General features: G+C 72.6%; 17 protein-coding genes. 8 read left to right on the forward strand and 9 right to left on the reverse strand.

Going from position 1 to position 16,889, the window contains the following annotated elements; all coding sequences use genetic code 11:
* Window positions 1-58 precede the first annotated feature (58 nt).
* Complete coding sequence (locus JNK12_20980) at window positions 59-736, forward strand: hypothetical protein (protein MBL8778426.1); 678 nt, start codon at window positions 59-61, stop codon at window positions 734-736.
* Here the strand turns inward: JNK12_20980 and JNK12_20985 are convergent.
* On the reverse strand, window positions 726-959 hold the full coding sequence (locus JNK12_20985) for a hypothetical protein (protein MBL8778427.1): 234 nt from the start codon (window positions 957-959) through the stop codon (window positions 726-728). The two genes, JNK12_20980 and JNK12_20985, sit on opposite strands and share 11 nt — an antisense overlap.
* A gap of 43 nt (window positions 960-1,002) precedes the next feature.
* Here JNK12_20985 and JNK12_20990 point away from each other — a divergent pair, with 43 nt between their 5' ends.
* Window positions 1,003-2,721 carry a DEDD exonuclease domain-containing protein gene (locus tag JNK12_20990; GenBank protein MBL8778428.1) on the forward strand — a complete coding sequence of 573 codons (1,719 nt, stop codon included), beginning with the start codon at window positions 1,003-1,005 and terminating at the stop codon, window positions 2,719-2,721.
* A gap of 94 nt (window positions 2,722-2,815) precedes the next feature.
* Entirely contained in the window at window positions 2,816-3,457 is a 642-nt protein-coding gene (locus JNK12_20995) for a hypothetical protein (protein MBL8778429.1), read from the forward strand.
* Between the two features lie 101 nt (window positions 3,458-3,558).
* On the opposite strand, the gene trpD is transcribed toward JNK12_20995, so the two are convergent.
* From trpD to JNK12_21025, 6 genes are all read right to left on the reverse strand, one after another.
* Window positions 3,559-4,569, reverse strand: a complete 1,011-nt coding sequence (trpD, locus tag JNK12_21000; GenBank protein MBL8778430.1) for an anthranilate phosphoribosyltransferase — start codon at window positions 4,567-4,569, stop codon at window positions 3,559-3,561.
* A 41-nt stretch (window positions 4,570-4,610) separates the two neighbouring features.
* Window positions 4,611-4,841, reverse strand: a complete 231-nt coding sequence (locus JNK12_21005) for a WhiB family transcriptional regulator (GenBank protein ID MBL8778431.1) — start codon at window positions 4,839-4,841, stop codon at window positions 4,611-4,613.
* Window positions 4,842-4,939: 98 nt separating this feature from the next.
* The gene (locus JNK12_21010) at window positions 4,940-5,539 is read right to left on the reverse strand and encodes a DUF3501 family protein (protein MBL8778432.1); all 600 of its coding nucleotides are present in this window, start codon (window positions 5,537-5,539) and stop codon (window positions 4,940-4,942) included.
* The gene (locus tag JNK12_21015; GenBank protein ID MBL8778433.1) at window positions 5,536-6,882 is read right to left on the reverse strand and encodes a 4Fe-4S dicluster domain-containing protein; all 1,347 of its coding nucleotides are present in this window, start codon (window positions 6,880-6,882) and stop codon (window positions 5,536-5,538) included. Before JNK12_21015 ends, JNK12_21010 begins: the two co-directional genes overlap by 4 nt.
* Before the next feature lie 164 nt (window positions 6,883-7,046).
* A complete protein-coding gene (locus JNK12_21020) occupies window positions 7,047-7,466 on the reverse strand; it encodes a rubrerythrin family protein (protein ID MBL8778434.1) in 420 nt (139 codons plus the stop codon).
* Window positions 7,459-7,938, reverse strand: a complete 480-nt coding sequence (locus tag JNK12_21025; GenBank protein MBL8778435.1) for a transcriptional repressor — start codon at window positions 7,936-7,938, stop codon at window positions 7,459-7,461. Before JNK12_21025 ends, JNK12_21020 begins: the two co-directional genes overlap by 8 nt.
* A gap of 132 nt (window positions 7,939-8,070) precedes the next feature.
* Here JNK12_21025 and JNK12_21030 point away from each other — a divergent pair, with 132 nt between their 5' ends.
* The 5 genes from JNK12_21030 (at window position 8,071) to JNK12_21050 (ending at window position 14,160) form a co-directional block, all read left to right on the forward strand.
* Window positions 8,071-9,732 (forward strand): glycerol-3-phosphate dehydrogenase/oxidase, encoded by a 1,662-nt coding sequence (locus JNK12_21030; GenBank protein MBL8778436.1) that lies wholly within the window; start codon window positions 8,071-8,073, stop codon window positions 9,730-9,732.
* Window positions 9,725-11,230 (forward strand): FAD-binding oxidoreductase, encoded by a 1,506-nt coding sequence (locus tag JNK12_21035; GenBank protein ID MBL8778437.1) that lies wholly within the window; start codon window positions 9,725-9,727, stop codon window positions 11,228-11,230. The genes JNK12_21030 and JNK12_21035 overlap by 8 nt, the downstream gene beginning before the upstream one ends.
* Window positions 11,231-11,246: 16 nt before the next feature.
* Window positions 11,247-11,633, forward strand: coding sequence for a TIGR04086 family membrane protein (locus JNK12_21040; protein ID MBL8778438.1), 387 nt, complete (start codon window positions 11,247-11,249; stop codon window positions 11,631-11,633).
* 83 nt (window positions 11,634-11,716) lie between these two features.
* Window positions 11,717-13,162 (forward strand): glycerol kinase, encoded by a 1,446-nt coding sequence (locus JNK12_21045; GenBank protein ID MBL8778439.1) that lies wholly within the window; start codon window positions 11,717-11,719, stop codon window positions 13,160-13,162.
* 119 nt (window positions 13,163-13,281) lie between these two features.
* The gene (locus JNK12_21050; GenBank protein MBL8778440.1) at window positions 13,282-14,160 is read left to right on the forward strand and encodes a hypothetical protein; all 879 of its coding nucleotides are present in this window, start codon (window positions 13,282-13,284) and stop codon (window positions 14,158-14,160) included.
* Window positions 14,161-14,326: 166 nt separating this feature from the next.
* On the opposite strand, the gene JNK12_21055 is transcribed toward JNK12_21050, so the two are convergent.
* Window positions 14,327-15,157 carry a PhzF family phenazine biosynthesis protein gene (locus JNK12_21055; GenBank protein MBL8778441.1) on the reverse strand — a complete coding sequence of 277 codons (831 nt, stop codon included), beginning with the start codon at window positions 15,155-15,157 and terminating at the stop codon, window positions 14,327-14,329.
* A 163-nt stretch (window positions 15,158-15,320) separates the two neighbouring features.
* Window positions 15,321-16,760, reverse strand: a complete 1,440-nt coding sequence (locus JNK12_21060; GenBank protein ID MBL8778442.1) for an alpha/beta fold hydrolase — start codon at window positions 16,758-16,760, stop codon at window positions 15,321-15,323.
* Window positions 16,761-16,889 lie beyond the last annotated feature (129 nt).

Below are 16,889 nucleotides of genomic sequence, written 5' to 3' on the forward strand. Positions count from 1 at the left end.
TCCCCAGGGGGTATGACACTCATGATGGACTCGTGCTCGCCGGGGCCATCATGGGGCCATGTCGACCCGTGACCCCGACGAGCTCGTGGACGTGGCCGACGGTGAGGTGACGTGGCGCTTCGAGCGGGCGTTCCTCACCTCCCGCTGGACCTGCCTCTGGGGAAACGGGTGCCAGGGCATCCTCGACGAGCCCGCCGAGGCACTGGGCCAGGGGTGCTGCTCGGTGGGTGCTGGCCTGGATGACGGCGACGAGGCCCGCACCATCGGGGCGCTGGCCACGATGCTCCCGGACGAGCTCTTCCAGCACCACCGCGAGGCCGCCGAGGGCGGCATCTACCGCGACGACGAGCGCAACCACACCCGGGTGGTCGACGGCGCCTGCATCTTCCTCAACCGGCCGGGCTTCGCCGGCGGCGCCGGCTGCGCCCTGCACCTCGCCGCGGTGGCCGAAGGCGAGCCCGTCACCGAGTGGAAGCCGTCGGTGTGCTGGCAGCTCCCGCTGCGCATCGACTGGGCGGACGCACCCGACGGCACGGAGGTGGCGACGGTGCGACGGTGGACGCGCTCGGACTGGGGCGACGAGGGCGACACCATGGCGTGGTGCTGCACCGAGGCGCACGAGGCCCCCGAGGCCTTCGCCGGCGACCGCCCGGTGGTCGAGACCCTGGCCGACGAGCTCGAGGCCCTCACCGGCACCGAGGTCTACGTGCAGCTGCGCGAGCGCCTCAGTCGCTGACGGGGCGCACCGAGGCGCTGGTCCCGCACCAGCGGCAGGCCACGTCCTCGATCACCTCGTCGAGGACCTGCTCCTCCTCGATGTCGAGCTCGCCCCCCACCGTGTAGTGGTGGAAGGCCTTCGTTCGCCGGGTGCTGGTGACGTCGAACCGCGTGAGGTTGCCGCAGGAGTCGCAGCGGTAGCGCTGCGGGAGGACGTCGTCGTCGGCCACGGCGTCGAGCATAGGGCCACTTGCGCAACGAACATCCGTTCGCTTCACTGTGTCGATGCAACGTACGTTCGATGACCTGGGGACGCCGCTCATCGACGTCACGTTCTGCGTGATCGACCTCGAGACCACCGGCGGCCTCGCCGAGGACGTGGGCATCACCGAGATCGGCGCCGTGAAGCTGCGGGGCGGCGAGTGCCTCGGCACCTTCCAGACGTTGGTCAACCCCGGCGCCGCCATCCCGCCGACCATCACGATGCTCACCGGCATCACCCAGGCCATGGTGCTGCCCGCACCCCGCATCGAGTCGGTGCTGCCCACGCTGCTCGAGTTCATCGGCGACGCCGTCATCGTCGGCCACAACGTCTCGTACGACCTGCGCTTCCTGCGGGCGGCCACCGACCGGGGGCGACGCCCGCCGCTGGCGAACGCGGTCGTGGACACCTGTCGCCTCGCCCGCCGGCTCCTGTCCGACGAGGTCCCCAACCACAAGCTCGGGACCCTCGCCGACCGCCTGCGCCTCCCCCACCAGCCCTCGCACCGCGCCCTCGACGACGCCCTCGCCACGGGCGACCTGCTGCACGTCCTGCTCGAGCGGGCGGGGCGTCTCGGGGTGTCCGGCCTCGACGACCTGCTCGCGCTCCCCAAGCTGGCCGCCCACCCGCAGGTGGGGAAGCTCGCCCTCACCAACCGACTCCCCCGCACCGCGGGGGTCTACGTGTTCAAGGACCGCCGGGGCCAGCCCCTGTACGTCGGCAAGGCCACCAACCTGCGCACACGGGTCCGCTCGTACTTCTCCGGCGAGCGGCGGCGGAAGGTGGCCCAGCTGCTGCGCGAGACCGAGCACATCGACCACATCGTCTGCCCCGGTCCGCTCGAGGCCGAGATCCTCGAGGTCCGCCTCATCCAGGAGCTGCTCCCCCGGTTCAACCGCCAGGGGACGCGTTGGCGGTCGTACACGTACGTCAAGCTCACCTGCAACGAGCGCTTCCCCCGCCTCTCGGTGGTGCGGAGCACCCCGGCGGACGGTGGGCTCTACCTCGGCCCGCTCTCGTCCACCCGCTACGCCCGGCTCGTGGTCGAGGCCATCGAGTCCGTGGTGCCCGTGCGTCGTTGCTCGACCCGCATCGGCGGCTCGCTCCGCCTCGACCGGACGCCCGTGCGCGAGGCCCCCTGCACCGCCGCCCAGCTCGGGGTCAGCACCTGCCCGTGCTCGGGGGCCACCTCCGAGGCCGAGTACGGCGCCATCGTCGACCGCCTCGTCCACGCGCTCGTGCACGACCCCGCGGCCCTGCTCGAGCCCCTCGCCGACAAGATGGCCGCACTCGCCCTGGCCGAGCGCTACGAGGAGGCCGCCGACGTGCGCGACCGGGCCGCGGCCCTGGCCAAGGCCCTCGCCCGGCAGCGCCGCCTGGACACGCTGCGACGCTCGGGAAACGTGCGCGTGGAGCTGCCCGGCGTGGGCGGCCTCGAGCTCGCCGGCGGGCGCCTCGTGCGCTCGTGGGCCGACGCACCGGACCCGAGCGGCGATGCCGTGCTCGCCCTTCCGTTCCCGGCGCCCGAGCCGACCGCTCCCGGCGACGGCAGCGGCGCCCTCGTCTCGCCGGGGCCCGGGCTGGCGCTCGGCGAGCCCCTCCCCCGCGAGCACGCCGACGAGCTGCTGTGCGTGGCGCGCTGGCTCGACGCCAAGGCCGCCCGCCTACGTCTCGTGCACTCCGAACGCGGCCTCACGTCGAGCCTCCCGAAGCTGGCGACCTACGAGCCCGCCCGCACCTGATCCCCGCACGTGATCCCTCGCACCTGACACCGCGTGGCTGACCGCCCCCGCCCGGCGCACCCGCGACGCCCGGGTCGACCCGTATCCTGAGGGCGTGCTGCGGATCCTCGTGATCATCACGGTCTTCTACCTGGGCTTCGTGGCCCTGGTCGCCGGCTCGATCGCCGCGCTGCTCTGGAGCCTGCGGCGCCGCAACCGGGTGTCCGCCTCGACGAAGACCCCGGCACCGGTCACCTGGCTCGTGTCGCCGCGCTCGGCCGCCCGCATGCACCGCCGCCTGCGCAACGCCCTCACCTCCGCCCGGGTCGCCTACGCCCCCGCCGTGGGCGAGGCCCACCCGCAGCTCCCCGACCTCGCCCTCACCCTCGAGCGCGAGGCGGTGCTCACCGACGAGCTCCTCGTCGCGGCCAGCACCACCCCCCGGCCCCACCGGCGGCGTTCGCTCCAGCCCCTGCAGGCGCAGGTCACCGAGATCGAGCGCCTCGCCCACCAGATCGCCCACACCGCCCGTCGGGCCGGGCCCGCCGCGCTCCCCCAGGCCGCCGACGGCCTGCGCGACGTGGCCGACCAGCTCGAAGCCCTCCGGGCCGCCCAGGCCGAGGTCGAGGCCGTCGAGCGACTCGCGCAGGGTCGACCCGACCTGGCGGCCCCCGCCGCCGGCGCCCTTCCCCCGCAGGCCGCACCGGCTCCCCCGGCCACGCTCCTGCCGCCCCCTCCCCCCGTCGGCCTCGGCTAGCGCCGAGGCCCCACCAGCGAGCGAAGGCGCACCCGGCGCACGACGGCGTCCGCGGAGGCCGTCCGCCCGCAGGGCCGGTCAGCTGCGTCGGAGAGCGAGCCTCAGGAGAACGAGCGCAGGCGCTCGAGCACGCCGGCGGCGCGACCGTCGTCGAGGGATGCCTGGGCCAGCTGGACCCCAGCCGCCAGGTCGTCCACCCGCCCACCCGCCAGCAGGCCGGCGCCGGCGTTGAGCACCACGATGTCGCGGTGCGCTCCGGCCTCGCCGTCGAGTACCCGACGGGCGGCCGCGGCGTTGACGGTGGCGTCGCCGCCGAGGAGCGCCTCGGGCTCGGCCCGGGCCAGACCGAAGGCCGTTGCGTCGATCTCGTGGGTGCGCACCTCGCCGTCGACCCACTCGAGGAGCGTCGACGTGGTGGTCGTGGTGAGCTCGTCCAGGCCGTCGTGGCCATAGACCACGAGCGGTCGGACCGACCCGTTGGCCACGAGGACACGGAGCATGCGCTCGCCCATGCGCGGGTCGGACACGCCCACCACCTGGCGGCGCACCCGGGCGGGGTTGGCCATGGGCCCGAGGAAGTTGAACGCGGTGCGCACCCCCAGCTCCTTGCGGGTGGGGCCGGCGTGGCGCAGGGCGGCGTGGAACCGCTGGGCGAAGCAGAACCCCATGCCGATCTCAGTGACCGCACGCGCCACGGCGTCCGGGTAGAGGTCGATGGGCACCCCGAGGGCCTCGTAGACGTCGGCGGAGCCGCACTGCGACGACGCCGCCCGGTTGCCGTGCTTGCACACCGCCACCCCGGCGCCGGCGACCACGAAGGCGGCGATGCTGGAGATGTTGATGGTCCCGCTGCGGTCACCACCGGTGCCGCAGGTGTCGATGGCGTCGACCGAAGGGTCGAGGACGACGGGATCCGCCGCCTCGACCATGGCCCGCAACAGTCCGGTGAGCTCGTCGACCGTCTCGCCCTTCATGCGCAGCGCGATCGCGAAGGCGGCGATCTGCGCCGAGGTGGCCTCACCGGCGAGGATCGTGGCCATGGCGTCGTGGGCGACGCCGGTGTCGAGATCCTCTCCCTCGGTGAGCGCGCCGAGGACCGCTGTCCAGTTCACGACGGGGAGCCTACGGCGTGGGTGGCGACGCGGCGGGTGCCTTAAGAGGCCCGGCGGCGCTGACGGATGATGCGGCGACGCTCCTTCTCAGTGGCGCCGCCCCACACGCCGTCACGCTCGCGCGAGCCCAGTGCGTGCTCGAGGCACGACTCCTGCACCGAACACGCGCCGCACACGGCCTTGGCCCGATCGGCCTCTTCGTCCGTGGCCGGGTAGAAGATCTCTGGATCGAGCCCCCGGCACGCGCCCTGGTTGTGCCACGCGTGGTTCATGGCGGGAGATTGGCACCGGTGCGCGCGCGTCCGCAAACCGACGGTGTCCGAGATGTGAACGCGATCGGACACGTGTCCGATTCGCCGGGGATCGACGCTCAGGCGGTGGCGAGGTCCTCGGCCAGCGATGCCCGCGTCTCGTCGCCGAGGACGACCTCGTGGCGATACTCGGGATGGACCGACGCGAGCGTGACGGGACCGGCCCGGAACCGCTCGGCCTGGCCGGCGTCGAGGGCGAAGCGGACGTAGTGGACCGACGCGGTGATCTCCTCACGGGTGAGCTGCGCCTCGTGGGCCGCCTCGGGGATGCACGCCAGCCGCTCGGCGTCGGGCCCGTCGCCGAGGCGGAGCTCGACGGCCCGCTCGATGCCCACCAGCTTGGGCAACCAGGCCATGAGGTCCTCCTTGGAGGTGAGCTCGATGAACAGCGTGGCCGACAGGTGCCCGTCGTCGGGGAGGAGCGGGTTGTAGGCCGCCAGCTCGGCCTCGATGGCCTCGTCGCTGATGAGCTTCTCGACGCGCGCCATCTCCTGGATCTGGAAGCGGATGGTGTCGCGGTTCTCGAAGACCAGGGTCACGAACGGGCCCACGGCGACCCGCCGGCGCTTCTTCAACGCGATGACGTGGGAGCGGAACGCCTCGCGCTCGCGCTCGTACTCGCGCAGATCGGCGATGTCGTCCAGGGTCAGCGCGGTCACGGGGAGCCCTCCTCGGGAATGGCGTAGGCCCGGGCCAGGAACTGGACGGGGTGGCTCGGGCGCTTGCCGGTCTCCTGCACGATGGCGCCGTTGGCCAGGTGGCAGTCGCCGGCGACGGCGTCGTTGTCGGCCCTGTCGATGGCGGTGACCATCTTCTTGGCGACCTGGCGCGATGCCTCGAAGTTCTCCTGGCGGTAGCCCCAGGTGCCGTCGATGCCGGAGCACTCGCTGACCACGGCGACCTTCGTGCCGGTGAGCTTCAGCAGGTCACGGCTCTTGAGGCCGATGTTCTGCGCCCGGAGGTGACAGGGCGCGTGGTAGGTGATGGCCTCGGGGACCTCGCCGGCGAACTCGGTGTCGAGCGGCGGGGTTTCCTCGTCCTTGTGCAGGCCCATGAGGTACTCGGCCGCGTCCTGGGTGCGAGCCGCCACCAGCTCGGCGTCGGGCCCTCCGATGTAGTCGACGTAGTCCTTCTTCAGGACGTAGCTGCACGTGGGCTGCGGGACGACCACGGTGGCGTCGGGGCCCCCGTCGCGCAGTGCCTTCGCCAGCACGCCCACGTTCTTGCGGCCCTGCTCGACGAAGCGGTCGACGTCCCCGGCGTGGAGCCACGGCGCCCCGCAGCACACCTCGCCCTCGGGGAGCTCGCAGCTCACCCCGTTGCGCTCGCACACCTTGACGAGGTCGTGACCGACCTCGGGGGCCTGGTACTCGACGATGCAGGTCGGGAAGAGCACGGCCGTCTCGGTGCGGGCCTCGGCGCCGGGGGCGGTCGCCACGGTGGTGCCGGCGGCGCGGCGCTTGGTGAACCAGGTGCTGAAGCGCTGGCGGGTGTAGGGCGGGAGGAGCCGCTCGGCGGCGATGCCCACCGTCTTCTCCATCAGCTTGCGGGTGGCCGAGCCCGGGGTGCCGATGGCCTTGTTGGCCAGCGGGGCGAGGGCGGTGTTGGCCTTGCCCGCGAGGTCGGTGCGGCCGAGGGCCTGGGTGGTGAGCTTGGCCTTGACCGTCTGCTTCTGGTTGCGGTGGCGCACCTGCTCGGCGCGCAGCATGAGCCGGGGGAAGTCCAGCTCCCACTCGCTCTGGCCGGGGATGTAGGGGCAGATGACGTAGCAGAGCTTGCAGTTGAAGCACTCGTCGACCACGCGGTCCTGCTGCGCCGGGGTCATCCGGGCGGCGTCCTGGTCGTCGAACTCGTCGACCATCTCGAACAGCGAGGGGAACGACGGGCAGAGCTTGAAGCACATCCGACAGCCGTGGCACAGGTCGAAGACACGGGTCATCTCGCCGCGCAGGTCGGTCTCGTCCCAGTACGCGGGGTCCTGGGGGTCGTAGGTGATGGTCACGGGTGCGTCGGTCTCCGTCGGGCGGCGGGTGCGGGTAGCGAAATGGGTGGAGCGAGGGTTGGGGTGCGGAGGCGACCGCAGCGGCCCGCCCCGGCGGCCGTCCGCAGAGGTGCGGGGCCGCCAGGACGGATCGTCAGCTGCGGGTGGTGCTCAGAGCGAAGCCCTCAGGAGAGGGACTCGAGGCCCTGGGTGAAGCGACCGGCGTGGCTCTTCTCGGCGCGGGCGAGGGTCTCGAGCCACTCACCGACCTCCTCGAAGCCCTCGTCGCGGGCGGTCTTGGCGAAGCCGGGGTACATCTCGGTGTACTCGTAGGTCTCGCCCTCGATGGCGGACTTGAGGTTGTCCTCGGTGGAGCCGACGGCGACGTCGGTGACGGGGTCGCCGACCTCAGCCAGGAAGTCGAAGTGGCCGAACGCGTGACCGGTCTCACCCTCGGCGACCGAGCGGAACAGCGCGGCCACGTCGGGGTAGCCCTCGACGTCCGCCTTCTGGGCGAAGTAGAGGTAGCGGCGGTTGGCCTGGCTCTCGCCGGCGAACGCCTCCTTCAGGTTCTCGTGGGTCTGGGTGCCTTTCAGGTCAGCCATGGGCTGCATGCTCCTTGTGGTTGTGCTGCTGTTGGGAACGGGCGGCGGCGGTGGTGGGGCCGCCGTCGTGGCAGGCGCCGCAGCGCCCGCGGAAGACGATCTCGGTGCTCGAGGCGACGAAGCCGGCGTCGTCGGGGACGCGGACCTCGGGGAAGTCGAGGTGGAGGTCGCTGACCTGGCCGCACGACTCGCACACGAGGTGGTGGTGCGGGGCGATGGTCGGGTCGAAGCGCGAGGAGCCCGAGCCGAGGGTGATCTGGTGCAGCTCGCCCATCGCGGTGAGGTCGTTGAGGGTCTGGTAGACGGTGCGCAGCGAGATGGTGGGCATGTCCCGGCGCACCTCCTCGTAGACGGACTCGGCGGTGGGGTGCTCGCGGGTCCCGTGCAGGGCGCGGAAGATGCTCTGGCGCTGGGGGGTGACCTTGAGGCCACGGTCCCGGAAGAGGCCGGTGAGCTCGTCGGGCGTCTTCACGGTTGCGCACCTTACTGCACGAGTTGCTAATCAACAATTCCTGTTGATTACTGCAGTCAGATGGTGACCGTCGGGGGCGGAGAGGGCTCGATCCGGTCGTCGCGGAAGGTGCCTCCCTAGTATGGGCGGCGTATGAGCGGACCCGTGCCCTTCGACCGATCCGAGGCGCTGGAGCGGCTGGCGTCCACCGAGTTCGACGTCCTCGTCGTGGGTGCGGGTGTCACCGGCGCGGGGGTGGCGCTCGACGCCGCGTCCCGGGGCCTGCGCACGGCACTCGTCGAGCGCGACGACTTCGCCTCCGGCACCTCGTCGAAGTCCTCGAAGCTGGTCCACGGCGGCCTGCGCTACCTCCAGCAGGGCGACATCCGCCTCGTGTACCAGGCGCTGCGAGAGCGCCAGATCCTGCGCCACAACGCACCGCACCTCGTGAAGATCCTGCCCTTCCTCATCCCGATCTTCTCGAAGGACGGGCTCATCAACAAGAAGCTGGCCCGGGCCATGGGCTCGGCCATGTGGATGTACGACCTCACCGGCGGCGCCCGCATCGGCAAGCTGCACAAGCGCCTCTCGGTGGACGAGGCCGTGGCCCACATGCCCACCCTCCCCCGCGGCCGGCTCGCCGGTGCGTACCTCTACTACGACGCCCAGGCCGACGACGCCCGCCTCACCCTCACCCTCGCCCGCACGGCCGCGGTCGACCACGGCGCCGTGGTGGCCAACGGCGTGGGCCTGGTGGGCATCGAGAAGGGCGCCGACGGCCGGATCACCGGCGCCACCGTGCGCGCCGCCGAGAGCGACATCGACCTCCACGTCTCCTGCAAGGCCGTGGTCAACGCCGCCGGCGTGTGGTCCGACGACGTGCGGGCGATCGACGAGGGCACCCACCCGCACTCCATCCGCCCGGCCAAGGGCATCCACATCACCGTCCCCTGGTCGCTCGTCCGCAACGACATCGCCGCGGTCATCCCGGTCCCCAAGGACAAGCGCTCGGTCTTCGTGGTGCCCTGGGGCGACCTCACCTACGTCGGCACCACCGACACCGACTACGACGGGCCCGTCGACGACCCCCAGTGCACCGCCGAGGACGTCGACTACCTGTTGGGCGCCCTGAACGGCGCGGTCGAGGGCCACATCACCACCGCGGACATCGTGGGCACGTGGGCCGGCCTGCGCCCCCTCGTGAAGGACGCCACCTCCAACCGCACGGCCGACCTCTCCCGCCGCCACAAGGTCACGCCCTCGGCCTCCGGGGTGGTCACCATCACCGGCGGCAAGCTCACGACCTATCGGGAGATGGCCGCCGACACCGTCGACGAGGTCGTCGCCCAGCTCGGCCCCCTGGACCACCCTGTGTCCAAGCGCAGCCTCACCAAGAAGCTCCGTCTCCACGGGGCCAAGGGGTTCGAGGATGAAGCGGCCCGCGACACCCACCTCGCCGAGCGCTACGGCGGCGACGCCGAGGCCGTGCGGGCCCTCGTGGCCGACGACCCGTCCCTCGGTGAGCCGCTCGTGCCCGGCCTCCCCTACCTGCGGGCCGAGGCGGTCCACGCCGCTCGCCACGAGATGGCCCGAAGCCTCGACGACGTCCTGACCCGTAGGACCAGGGCGCGCCTGCTGGCCCGGGACGCCACCGCCGAGGCGGCGCCCGCCGTCGCCGCGCTCCTCGCCCCCGAACTGGGCTGGGACGACGCCGAGCAGCAGCGCCAGGTGCGCGAGTTCCAGGCCTCGATCGACCACGAGCGCGAGGCCGCCGACCTGCCCCTCTCCGCACCCGAGGTGACCCACGGTGGCTGACGACCTGGGCCCCGCCGCCCCCACCCCGCCCATCGCCCTGGCCGGCGGCGCCGCCGCCGTGTCCGACCGACTGGGCAGCGCGCGGGTCGACGTGCCCGACGCACTGGTCGAACGCCTGGGTGGCATCTGCCCGGTCGACACCGACGCCGGGGCCCTCGGCGAGGCCGGGCGGGATTGGTGGCCCCTCGCCATGACTTGGGCCCTCGACGGCCAGGTCGGCGCCCGCGCCGGGGTGGTGGCCCGCCCCACGACGGCCGCGCAGGTGTCCGAGGTACTGCGGGCGTGCAACGAGGCCAAGGTGCCCGTCACGGCAGCCGCCGGCCGCAGCGGCGTCTGCGGCGGCTCGGTCCCGGTGCACGGCGGCGTGGTGCTCGACCTCTGCGGGCTCTCCGGCATCGTCTCGGTGGACGACGACTCTCTCCTGCTCGACGTCCTGCCCGGCACCTTCGGCGACCATCTCGAGGCCGAGCTCCGCGACGGGCACGGCCTCACCTTGGGGCACTGGCCGCAGTCCATCACCCTCTCGACCGTCGGCGGCTGGCTGGCCTGTCGGTCCGCGGGCCAGCTCTCCAACCGCTACGGCAAGATCGAGGACATGGTCGTGGGCCTCGACGTGGTCCTCGCCGACGGCCGCACCATCCACACCGGAGGCGCGCCCCGGGCCGCCGTCGGCCCCGACCTCAACCAGGTGTTCGTCGGCTCCGAGGGCACCCTCGGCATCATCGTCGGCAGCCGCCTGCGCCTACACCCCGCGCCCACCCACGAGCGGCGGGGCGCGTGGGGCTTCGACTCCTTCGCCGCCGGCCTCGACGCCTGCCGGCGCATCCTGCGACGGGGCGGGCGCCCAGCGGTGCTGCGCCTCTACGACACCGTCGAGTCCGACCGGAACTTCCAGACCGGCGACGCCCACCACGTCGTCCTGGCGCTCGACGAGGGCGAGGCCGCCGTGGTCGACGGCTCGTGGGCCATCGTCGCCGAGGAGTGCGCCGGGGCCGACCCGCTCGACGAGGCACTCGTCGAGACGTGGATGGGCCACCGCAACGACGTGTCCGCCCTGGAGAAGCTGATCTCAGGTGGCCTGGTGGTCGACACCATGGAGATCAGTGGACCGTGGGCGGCCCTGCCCGGCATCTACGAGGCCGCCATCGCCGCCATCAAGGGCGTCGAGGGGGCCCTTGCCGCCAGCGCCCACCAATCCCATGCGTACACCGACGGCGCCTGCCTCTACTTCACCTTCGCGGGCAAGCCCGCCCCCGACGCGAAGGACGCCTTCTACCGTGCCGTCTGGGACGCGGGCACCCGGGCCGTGCTGGACCACGGGGGCGCGCTCAGCCACCACCACGGGGTCGGCCTAAACCGCTCCCGCTTCGTGCGCGAGGCGCTCGGCCCGGCCTTCGACGTCCTCGTCGACCTCAAGGGCGCGCTCGACCCCAACGGCATCCTCAACCCCGGCAAGCTCGGCCTGCCGAGCCCGTTCGGCGAGGTCGGCGCCTGGTGACGGCGCCCGCTCGCCGGTGAGTCGGCTCGACCCGCGCGCCGTCCTGATCGGCGCGACCGCCTCGCTCGTCATCGCGGTGCCCCCTGCGGTCCTGGCCCAGATCCAGTCCGACCGCGACGCGCTCGAAGGCTCCAACTGGGTCCTGATCCTGTTCGCCGTGGTCCTCATCGCGTTCATGATCGGCGGTTACGTGGCGGCGAAGCGCGCCGAGGGTGAGCCGCTCGCCAACGGTGCCCTGGCCGCCCTGCTCGCCTACCTGCTCGTCCAGGGCTACGGCGTCATGCGGCGCCTCGCCGACGGCGACGAGATCCGTTGGCTCGGCATCCTGTTCGCCGCGCTCCTCGCCGCGAGCTGCGGCACGGTCGGCGCCATCGTGGCCACGGCGCGCCGACGTCGGACGTGACGGCGAGCCCGTCCGCCTCGCTGCGCCGTGCCGTCGGTTCGGCCCGGTCGTGACATCGTGGAGGCCATGAGGGGGCAGCGACCATGAGCATCCTGGTGATCGACGTGGGGACGAGCGGGGTGCGAGCGGCGGTCGTCCGGCCGGACACGACCGTCAGCTTCGAGCTCCACCAGGAGGTGCTCCCCGACTCGCCGGCGCCCGGGCTGGTCGAGTTCGACGCCTCGGCCATGGCGCAGAGCGCACTCGAGGTGGCCCGGGCGGTCCTCTCCGACCACGGCCCGGTGGACGCCGTGGGCATCGCCAACCAGCGGGGCTCCACCGTCGTGTGGGACCGCGCCACGGGCGAGCCGGTCGGGCCGGGCCTCGGCTGGCAGGACCTGCGCACGGTCGGCGAGTGCCTGATGCTCGGGGCCGAGGGCATCCGCATGGCGCCCAACGTGTCCGCCACCAAGGTGGCCTGGCTGCTCGACCAGGTCGACCCCGATCGCGACCGGGACCTCTGCTTCGGCACCGTGGACAGCTGGATCGCCTGGAACCTCTCGGGCGGCGACCTGCACGTGACCGACATGAGCAACGCCGGGGTGACCGGGCTGGTCGACCTCGAGGGCTCCCCACGCTGGTCCGAGCGCATCCTCGAGCGCCTTCGCATCCCCGCCTCGATGCTGCCGAGCATCGTCGACTCCACGGGGATGGTCGGCGCGGCGAGTGCCCTGCCGGGCGCCCCGCCCATCGCCGGCATCGCCGGCGACCAGCAGGCCTCGCTCATCGGCCAAGGCTGCGTGCGGCGTGGCCTGGCCAAGGTCACCTTCGGCACGGGCGGCATGCTCGACCTCTGCCTCGGCCCGGACCGTGCCGCCTTCGACGTGCGCGGCGAGGGCGGCACCTTCCCCATCGTCGGCTGGCGCGAGGCCGGCGAGCTGGTCTGGGGCCTCGAGGCGATCATGTTGTCGGCCGGCACGAACGTCGAGTGGCTGCGTGACGACCTCGGCATCATCGCCACGGCGGCAGAGTCGCACGACGTGGCCAGCCAGGTCGACGATGCCGACGGCGTGGTCTACGTCCCGGCCCTGCTCGGCCTGGGCACGCCGGCGTGGGACTACGGCGCCCGAGGCGCCCTGCTGGGCATCACCCGGGGCACCGGTCGTCCCCACGTCGTCCGGGCGGTACTCGAGGGCGTCGCCCAGCGCGGCGCCGACCTCGTCGAGGCCGCCGAGGCCGACAGTGGCCTCGCCATCCCCACCCTGCGCGTCGACGGGGGCATGAGCGCCAACCCCACGTTCGTGCAGGCCGTGGCCGACGCCACCGGGCGCCCCGTCGAGGTGTCGCCGGTGCTCGAAGCCACCACCCTGGGGGCCGCCTTCCTCGCCGGTCTCGCCACCGGTGCCTGGGCGGGGTGGGACGACGTGGCCGCGGCGTGGCAGCCGAGGGCGACCGTCGAGCCCGCGACCGCCTTCGACCGTGATCGCTGGCGTGACGCCGTCGCCCGCGCCGCCCGCTGGCACGAGGACCTCAGCGCCCTCGACTTCTGACCGCGGCGTCGGGAGACGTCCCGTTACGAAGAGCGCGCGCCTTACCGAAACTTGGATGTGACGCGGCCCGAGCGGCGCCGATACACGGGGGACGTTCCAACCAGGGAGGGAACCACCCCATGTCACCGTCTGCCTCGAAGTCCCCGCTCACCAGGGTCACCCGACTCGCCGCCGGCCTGCTGCTCATCGCCGTGGTCGGCCTCGGCTACCTGGCCACCTCGGCCGGTGCCGCCGGCCGCGACCGCGACGGCGACGGCATGCCCAACCGTTGGGAGGTCAACCACGGCCTGAACGCCAACCGGGCCAACGCCCGCGGCGACAAGGACCACGACGGGCTCCGCAACATCGGCGAGTTCCGCCACCGCACCGACCCGAACGACGTCGACACGGACGACGACGGCTCCGACGACGTCGACGAGGTCCGCCACCACGGCACGGACCCCAACGATGCCGACAGCGACGACGACGGCGTGGCCGACGGCAACGAGGACAGCGACGACGACGGCATCGACGACGAGGACGAGGACGACGCCGACGAGGTCTGCGATGACGACAGCACCACCTCCGCCGAGCACGGCGCCAACCGCCACTCCGGCGACGGCGAGTGCGATGAGGACGACGACGACCACAGCGGCCCCGGCGGCGGCGATGACGACTGCTCCGTCGACGACACCACCACCACCGTCGCCGAGTCCGGCTCCGACGACTGCGGCATCGACGACGACGACGACTGCAGCACCGACGACACCACCACGACCACCGTCGCCGAGTCCGGCTCCGACGACTGCGGCATCGACGACGACGATGACGACTGCAGCACCGACGACACCACCACGACCACCGTGGCCGAGTCCCACGGCGCCGACGACTGCACACCCGATGGAGACGACGACTGCAGCACCGACGACACCACCACCACGACCGTCACCGAGTCCCACGGCGCCGACGACTGCGGCATCGACGCCCCCGACGACAGCGACCCCGTCGTGACCGGCTGAGTCACCGATCCCGAGCGCTGGGGGACGCCCCTCCACCAGCGGTCGAACGTCCGGAGGCCACCGACCCACCCGCCGGGTCGGTGGCCTCCGGCGCGTCAGGTCACTCGGGAAGGACGCGATGGCGGCTCGCTGCCCCGGGGCCCACGGAGTCAGGCCGGGCCGGTGCTCACAGCTCGACCGCGCCCCGGATCCTCGTGGTCGTGGCGCCGCCGACCCAGATGGCGCCGGCCGCGTCCTGGTCGACCTCCACCAGGCCGTGGCGGCCCAGGACCGTGCCCTGCCGGGAGCGGTAGGGGGCGGTGAGCGCGCCGTCCCGGAGCATCCAGCAGGCCAGGGACGCGTTGAGACTGCCCGTCACGGGGTCCTCCACCGTGACGCCGTCCTTGGGGAAGAAGGCCCGCACCTCGATGGCCGCTTCGTCGTCGTCGGGCAGCCGGGTGAAGGCGCCCACCTTGCACTCCCCCGGGGCGGCCTCCAGAGCGAGCAGCTGGTCGAGCGAGCCCACCTCGAGGGCGATCCACCCGGGCCCGTTGTCCACCCACTCCGCCCGCAGCACCGACGCCGGGTCGAGCTGCACCTGGCGGCACGCTTCGGACAGGACCTCCGGATCGACCGGCCCGGACCGGAGGAGCGGCGGCGCCTCGAAGGCCAGTTGCCCGTCCGAGCTCGAGCGGAGGGTCACCAGCCCCACGCCGCACTCCTGCACGAGGTCGCCGCCCTTGGGCCGCCCACCCGCCTCCCGCCAGGCGTGGGCGCTGCCGAGCGTCGGATGGCCGGCGAAGGGCAGCTCGAAGCTCGGGGTGAAGATGCGCAGCCGGTAGTCCGCGCTCGGATCGGTCGGTGTGAGGACGAACGTCGTCTCCGAGAAGTTCATCCAGTGGGCGAAGCGCTGCATCTCCTCGTCGGACAGGCCGTCGGCCTCGAGCACCACGGCCACCGGGTTGCCCGAGAACGGGCCCGTGTCGAAGACGTCCACCTCGAAGATCGGTCGCGGCATCCCGCGAGCGTCGCACGTCGCCGTGCCCGAACGGGCGTCGTTCCCTCGACCGGCGCCACTGGACGGCCGCGTGCACGCGGGGCCGGTCAAACCATGGGTCACGGTCGAGATCACCGATCCCGCCGCCGAACAGATCAACTGGCCGCTGGAGCGATCCTGACAGTCAGCCCACGGGGTGGTCGGCGAAGATGACGCTGATCGAGTGGCCCGTCGACGCCCAGTTCGGGACGTTGACCGTCTGCGGGCGATCGGCGTCCCCCCTGGGCAGGTTGGTCACCGTGATGGTGCCGTCGGGCACGTCGGCACCCGGGAGGTACACGTCGACGCCGGCCTGGAAGGGCTGGGCGGAGAAGTACGGCAGCGGCTCGAGCGTGGACACCCCGGGCGTCGCGGCGTCGTCGTGCAGGTGCAGCGCGATGTCGGCGTTCCCTACGAAATCGACGATCACGTTCGCCTCGGGTGCGTCGCCGCTGGCGCTGTTCGTGGCGACCGTCAGCACGTCCCGCTCGTCGCCGGGCCGATCGGCGTCGTCCTCGGCGTACCACTCGCGCATGCGCATGACGATGAGCGCGGCGTGCTCATCCCCGGTGTTGGTGTTGGCCCGGGTGGCGCCGTCGGGGCCCGAGGAGAGCAGGCGCACCATGCTGCTGCTGCGCACCGAGGGCTGCAGGTACAGGTGATGCTGGACGTCGGTGTCGGGCGCGGACAACGCGTACTCGTAGTGCGCGCCGGAGGCCGCGACGAACGGCCCGAACGCTCCGTCCGCGCCGAGCTCGAAGGAGACGTGCGGCTCGTCGCCCAGCCGGGACCCGGTGTCGGGATCGACCTCCCACACGTCGAGCGTGGCGTCCTCGCGACCCGTGTTCGCCGGGAACTCGACGGCTCGGCCGGCCAGCACCACAGGCGCTTGCTGCGGCTCGATGTCGACGACTTCGGGCGCCTCGCCCACGAGGAACTCGTACTGGGCCTCGAACGACTCGGGGGACGTCGCCACCTCGACGTGCGACTGACCGGGGTTCGTCTCCTGCGTCGGAGCGAGGCAGGGCACCACCTCAGGGCAGGGAGCGCCATCGAGGGCGACGTACTTGGCCACCTTGGCGGCCCGGGCCGGGTCGGCCAGGTAGGAGCCGGACACGAACGTCCCCCGCGAATGTCCGACCAGGTACACCTGCTCGGCATCGAACTCGGCCAGCGTGTCGTCGATCACCTCCTCGAGCCCGTCGGTGTAGCCGTCGACGTCGAAACCTGCGCCGTCGTGGTCGTAGGCGACGATCCGCTCCTGCGGATACCCGTTGGCCGCGAAGCGGATGGCCTGCGACTCGTACTGCTGGGCCGAGCCGGCGAATCCGTGCACGAACACGATGGGCAAGGCGACGTCGTCGGGCAGCGACGGCAAGGGGTCGGTGCCGTCCGGGTCGATGGCGGCCACGTCCCCGCCGGGCAACTCGGCGATGGCGGGATCGACCTGCTCCTGCGCCGCGGTCGTCTCGGTCGAGACCGCGACGTCGGTGCTCTCCTCGCCGCCGGACGAGCAGGCGGCGAGTGCCAGCAGCGCGGCGAGGCCGACCACGGTTCGTCGGCGCCCCCGGTGAACCGACCCCATGGTGTGGCCAGCGTACTCAGCGGCCGCGTGCGGTCGACCGGCGGCTCGACGAGCGAACAGGCCCGGGTTCTCGGCACCTTCAGACCGCTCGGAACGGCTCGACGCTTCCCCGAACCGGAGGACTTCGGC

The organism is Acidimicrobiales bacterium (genome assembly GCA_016794585.1).
In the GTDB taxonomy this organism is placed as follows: domain Bacteria; phylum Actinomycetota; class Acidimicrobiia; order Acidimicrobiales; family DATDAH01; genus JAEUJM01.

Bases quoted from the DNA above. Each gene is read 5' to 3' on its own strand.
- JNK12_20980 (MBL8778426.1), top strand. From the start codon at position 59: ATGTCGACCCGTGACCCCGACGAGCTCGTGGACGTGGCCGACGGTGAG.
- JNK12_20985 (MBL8778427.1), bottom strand. From the start codon at position 959: ATGCTCGACGCCGTGGCCGACGACGACGTCCTCCCGCAGCGCTACCGC.
- JNK12_20990 (MBL8778428.1), top strand. From the start codon at position 1,003: ATGCAACGTACGTTCGATGACCTGGGGACGCCGCTCATCGACGTCACG.
- JNK12_21005 (MBL8778431.1), bottom strand. From the start codon at position 4,841: ATGAACCACGCGTGGCACAACCAGGGCGCGTGCCGGGGGCTCGATCCA.
- JNK12_21020 (MBL8778434.1), bottom strand. From the start codon at position 7,466: ATGGCTGACCTGAAAGGCACCCAGACCCACGAGAACCTGAAGGAGGCG.
- JNK12_21030 (MBL8778436.1), top strand. From the start codon at position 8,071: ATGAGCGGACCCGTGCCCTTCGACCGATCCGAGGCGCTGGAGCGGCTG.
- JNK12_21045 (MBL8778439.1), top strand. From the start codon at position 11,717: ATGAGCATCCTGGTGATCGACGTGGGGACGAGCGGGGTGCGAGCGGCG.
- JNK12_21050 (MBL8778440.1), top strand. From the start codon at position 13,282: ATGTCACCGTCTGCCTCGAAGTCCCCGCTCACCAGGGTCACCCGACTC.
- JNK12_21055 (MBL8778441.1), bottom strand. From the start codon at position 15,157: ATGCCGCGACCGATCTTCGAGGTGGACGTCTTCGACACGGGCCCGTTC.
- JNK12_21060 (MBL8778442.1), bottom strand. From the start codon at position 16,760: ATGGGGTCGGTTCACCGGGGGCGCCGACGAACCGTGGTCGGCCTCGCC.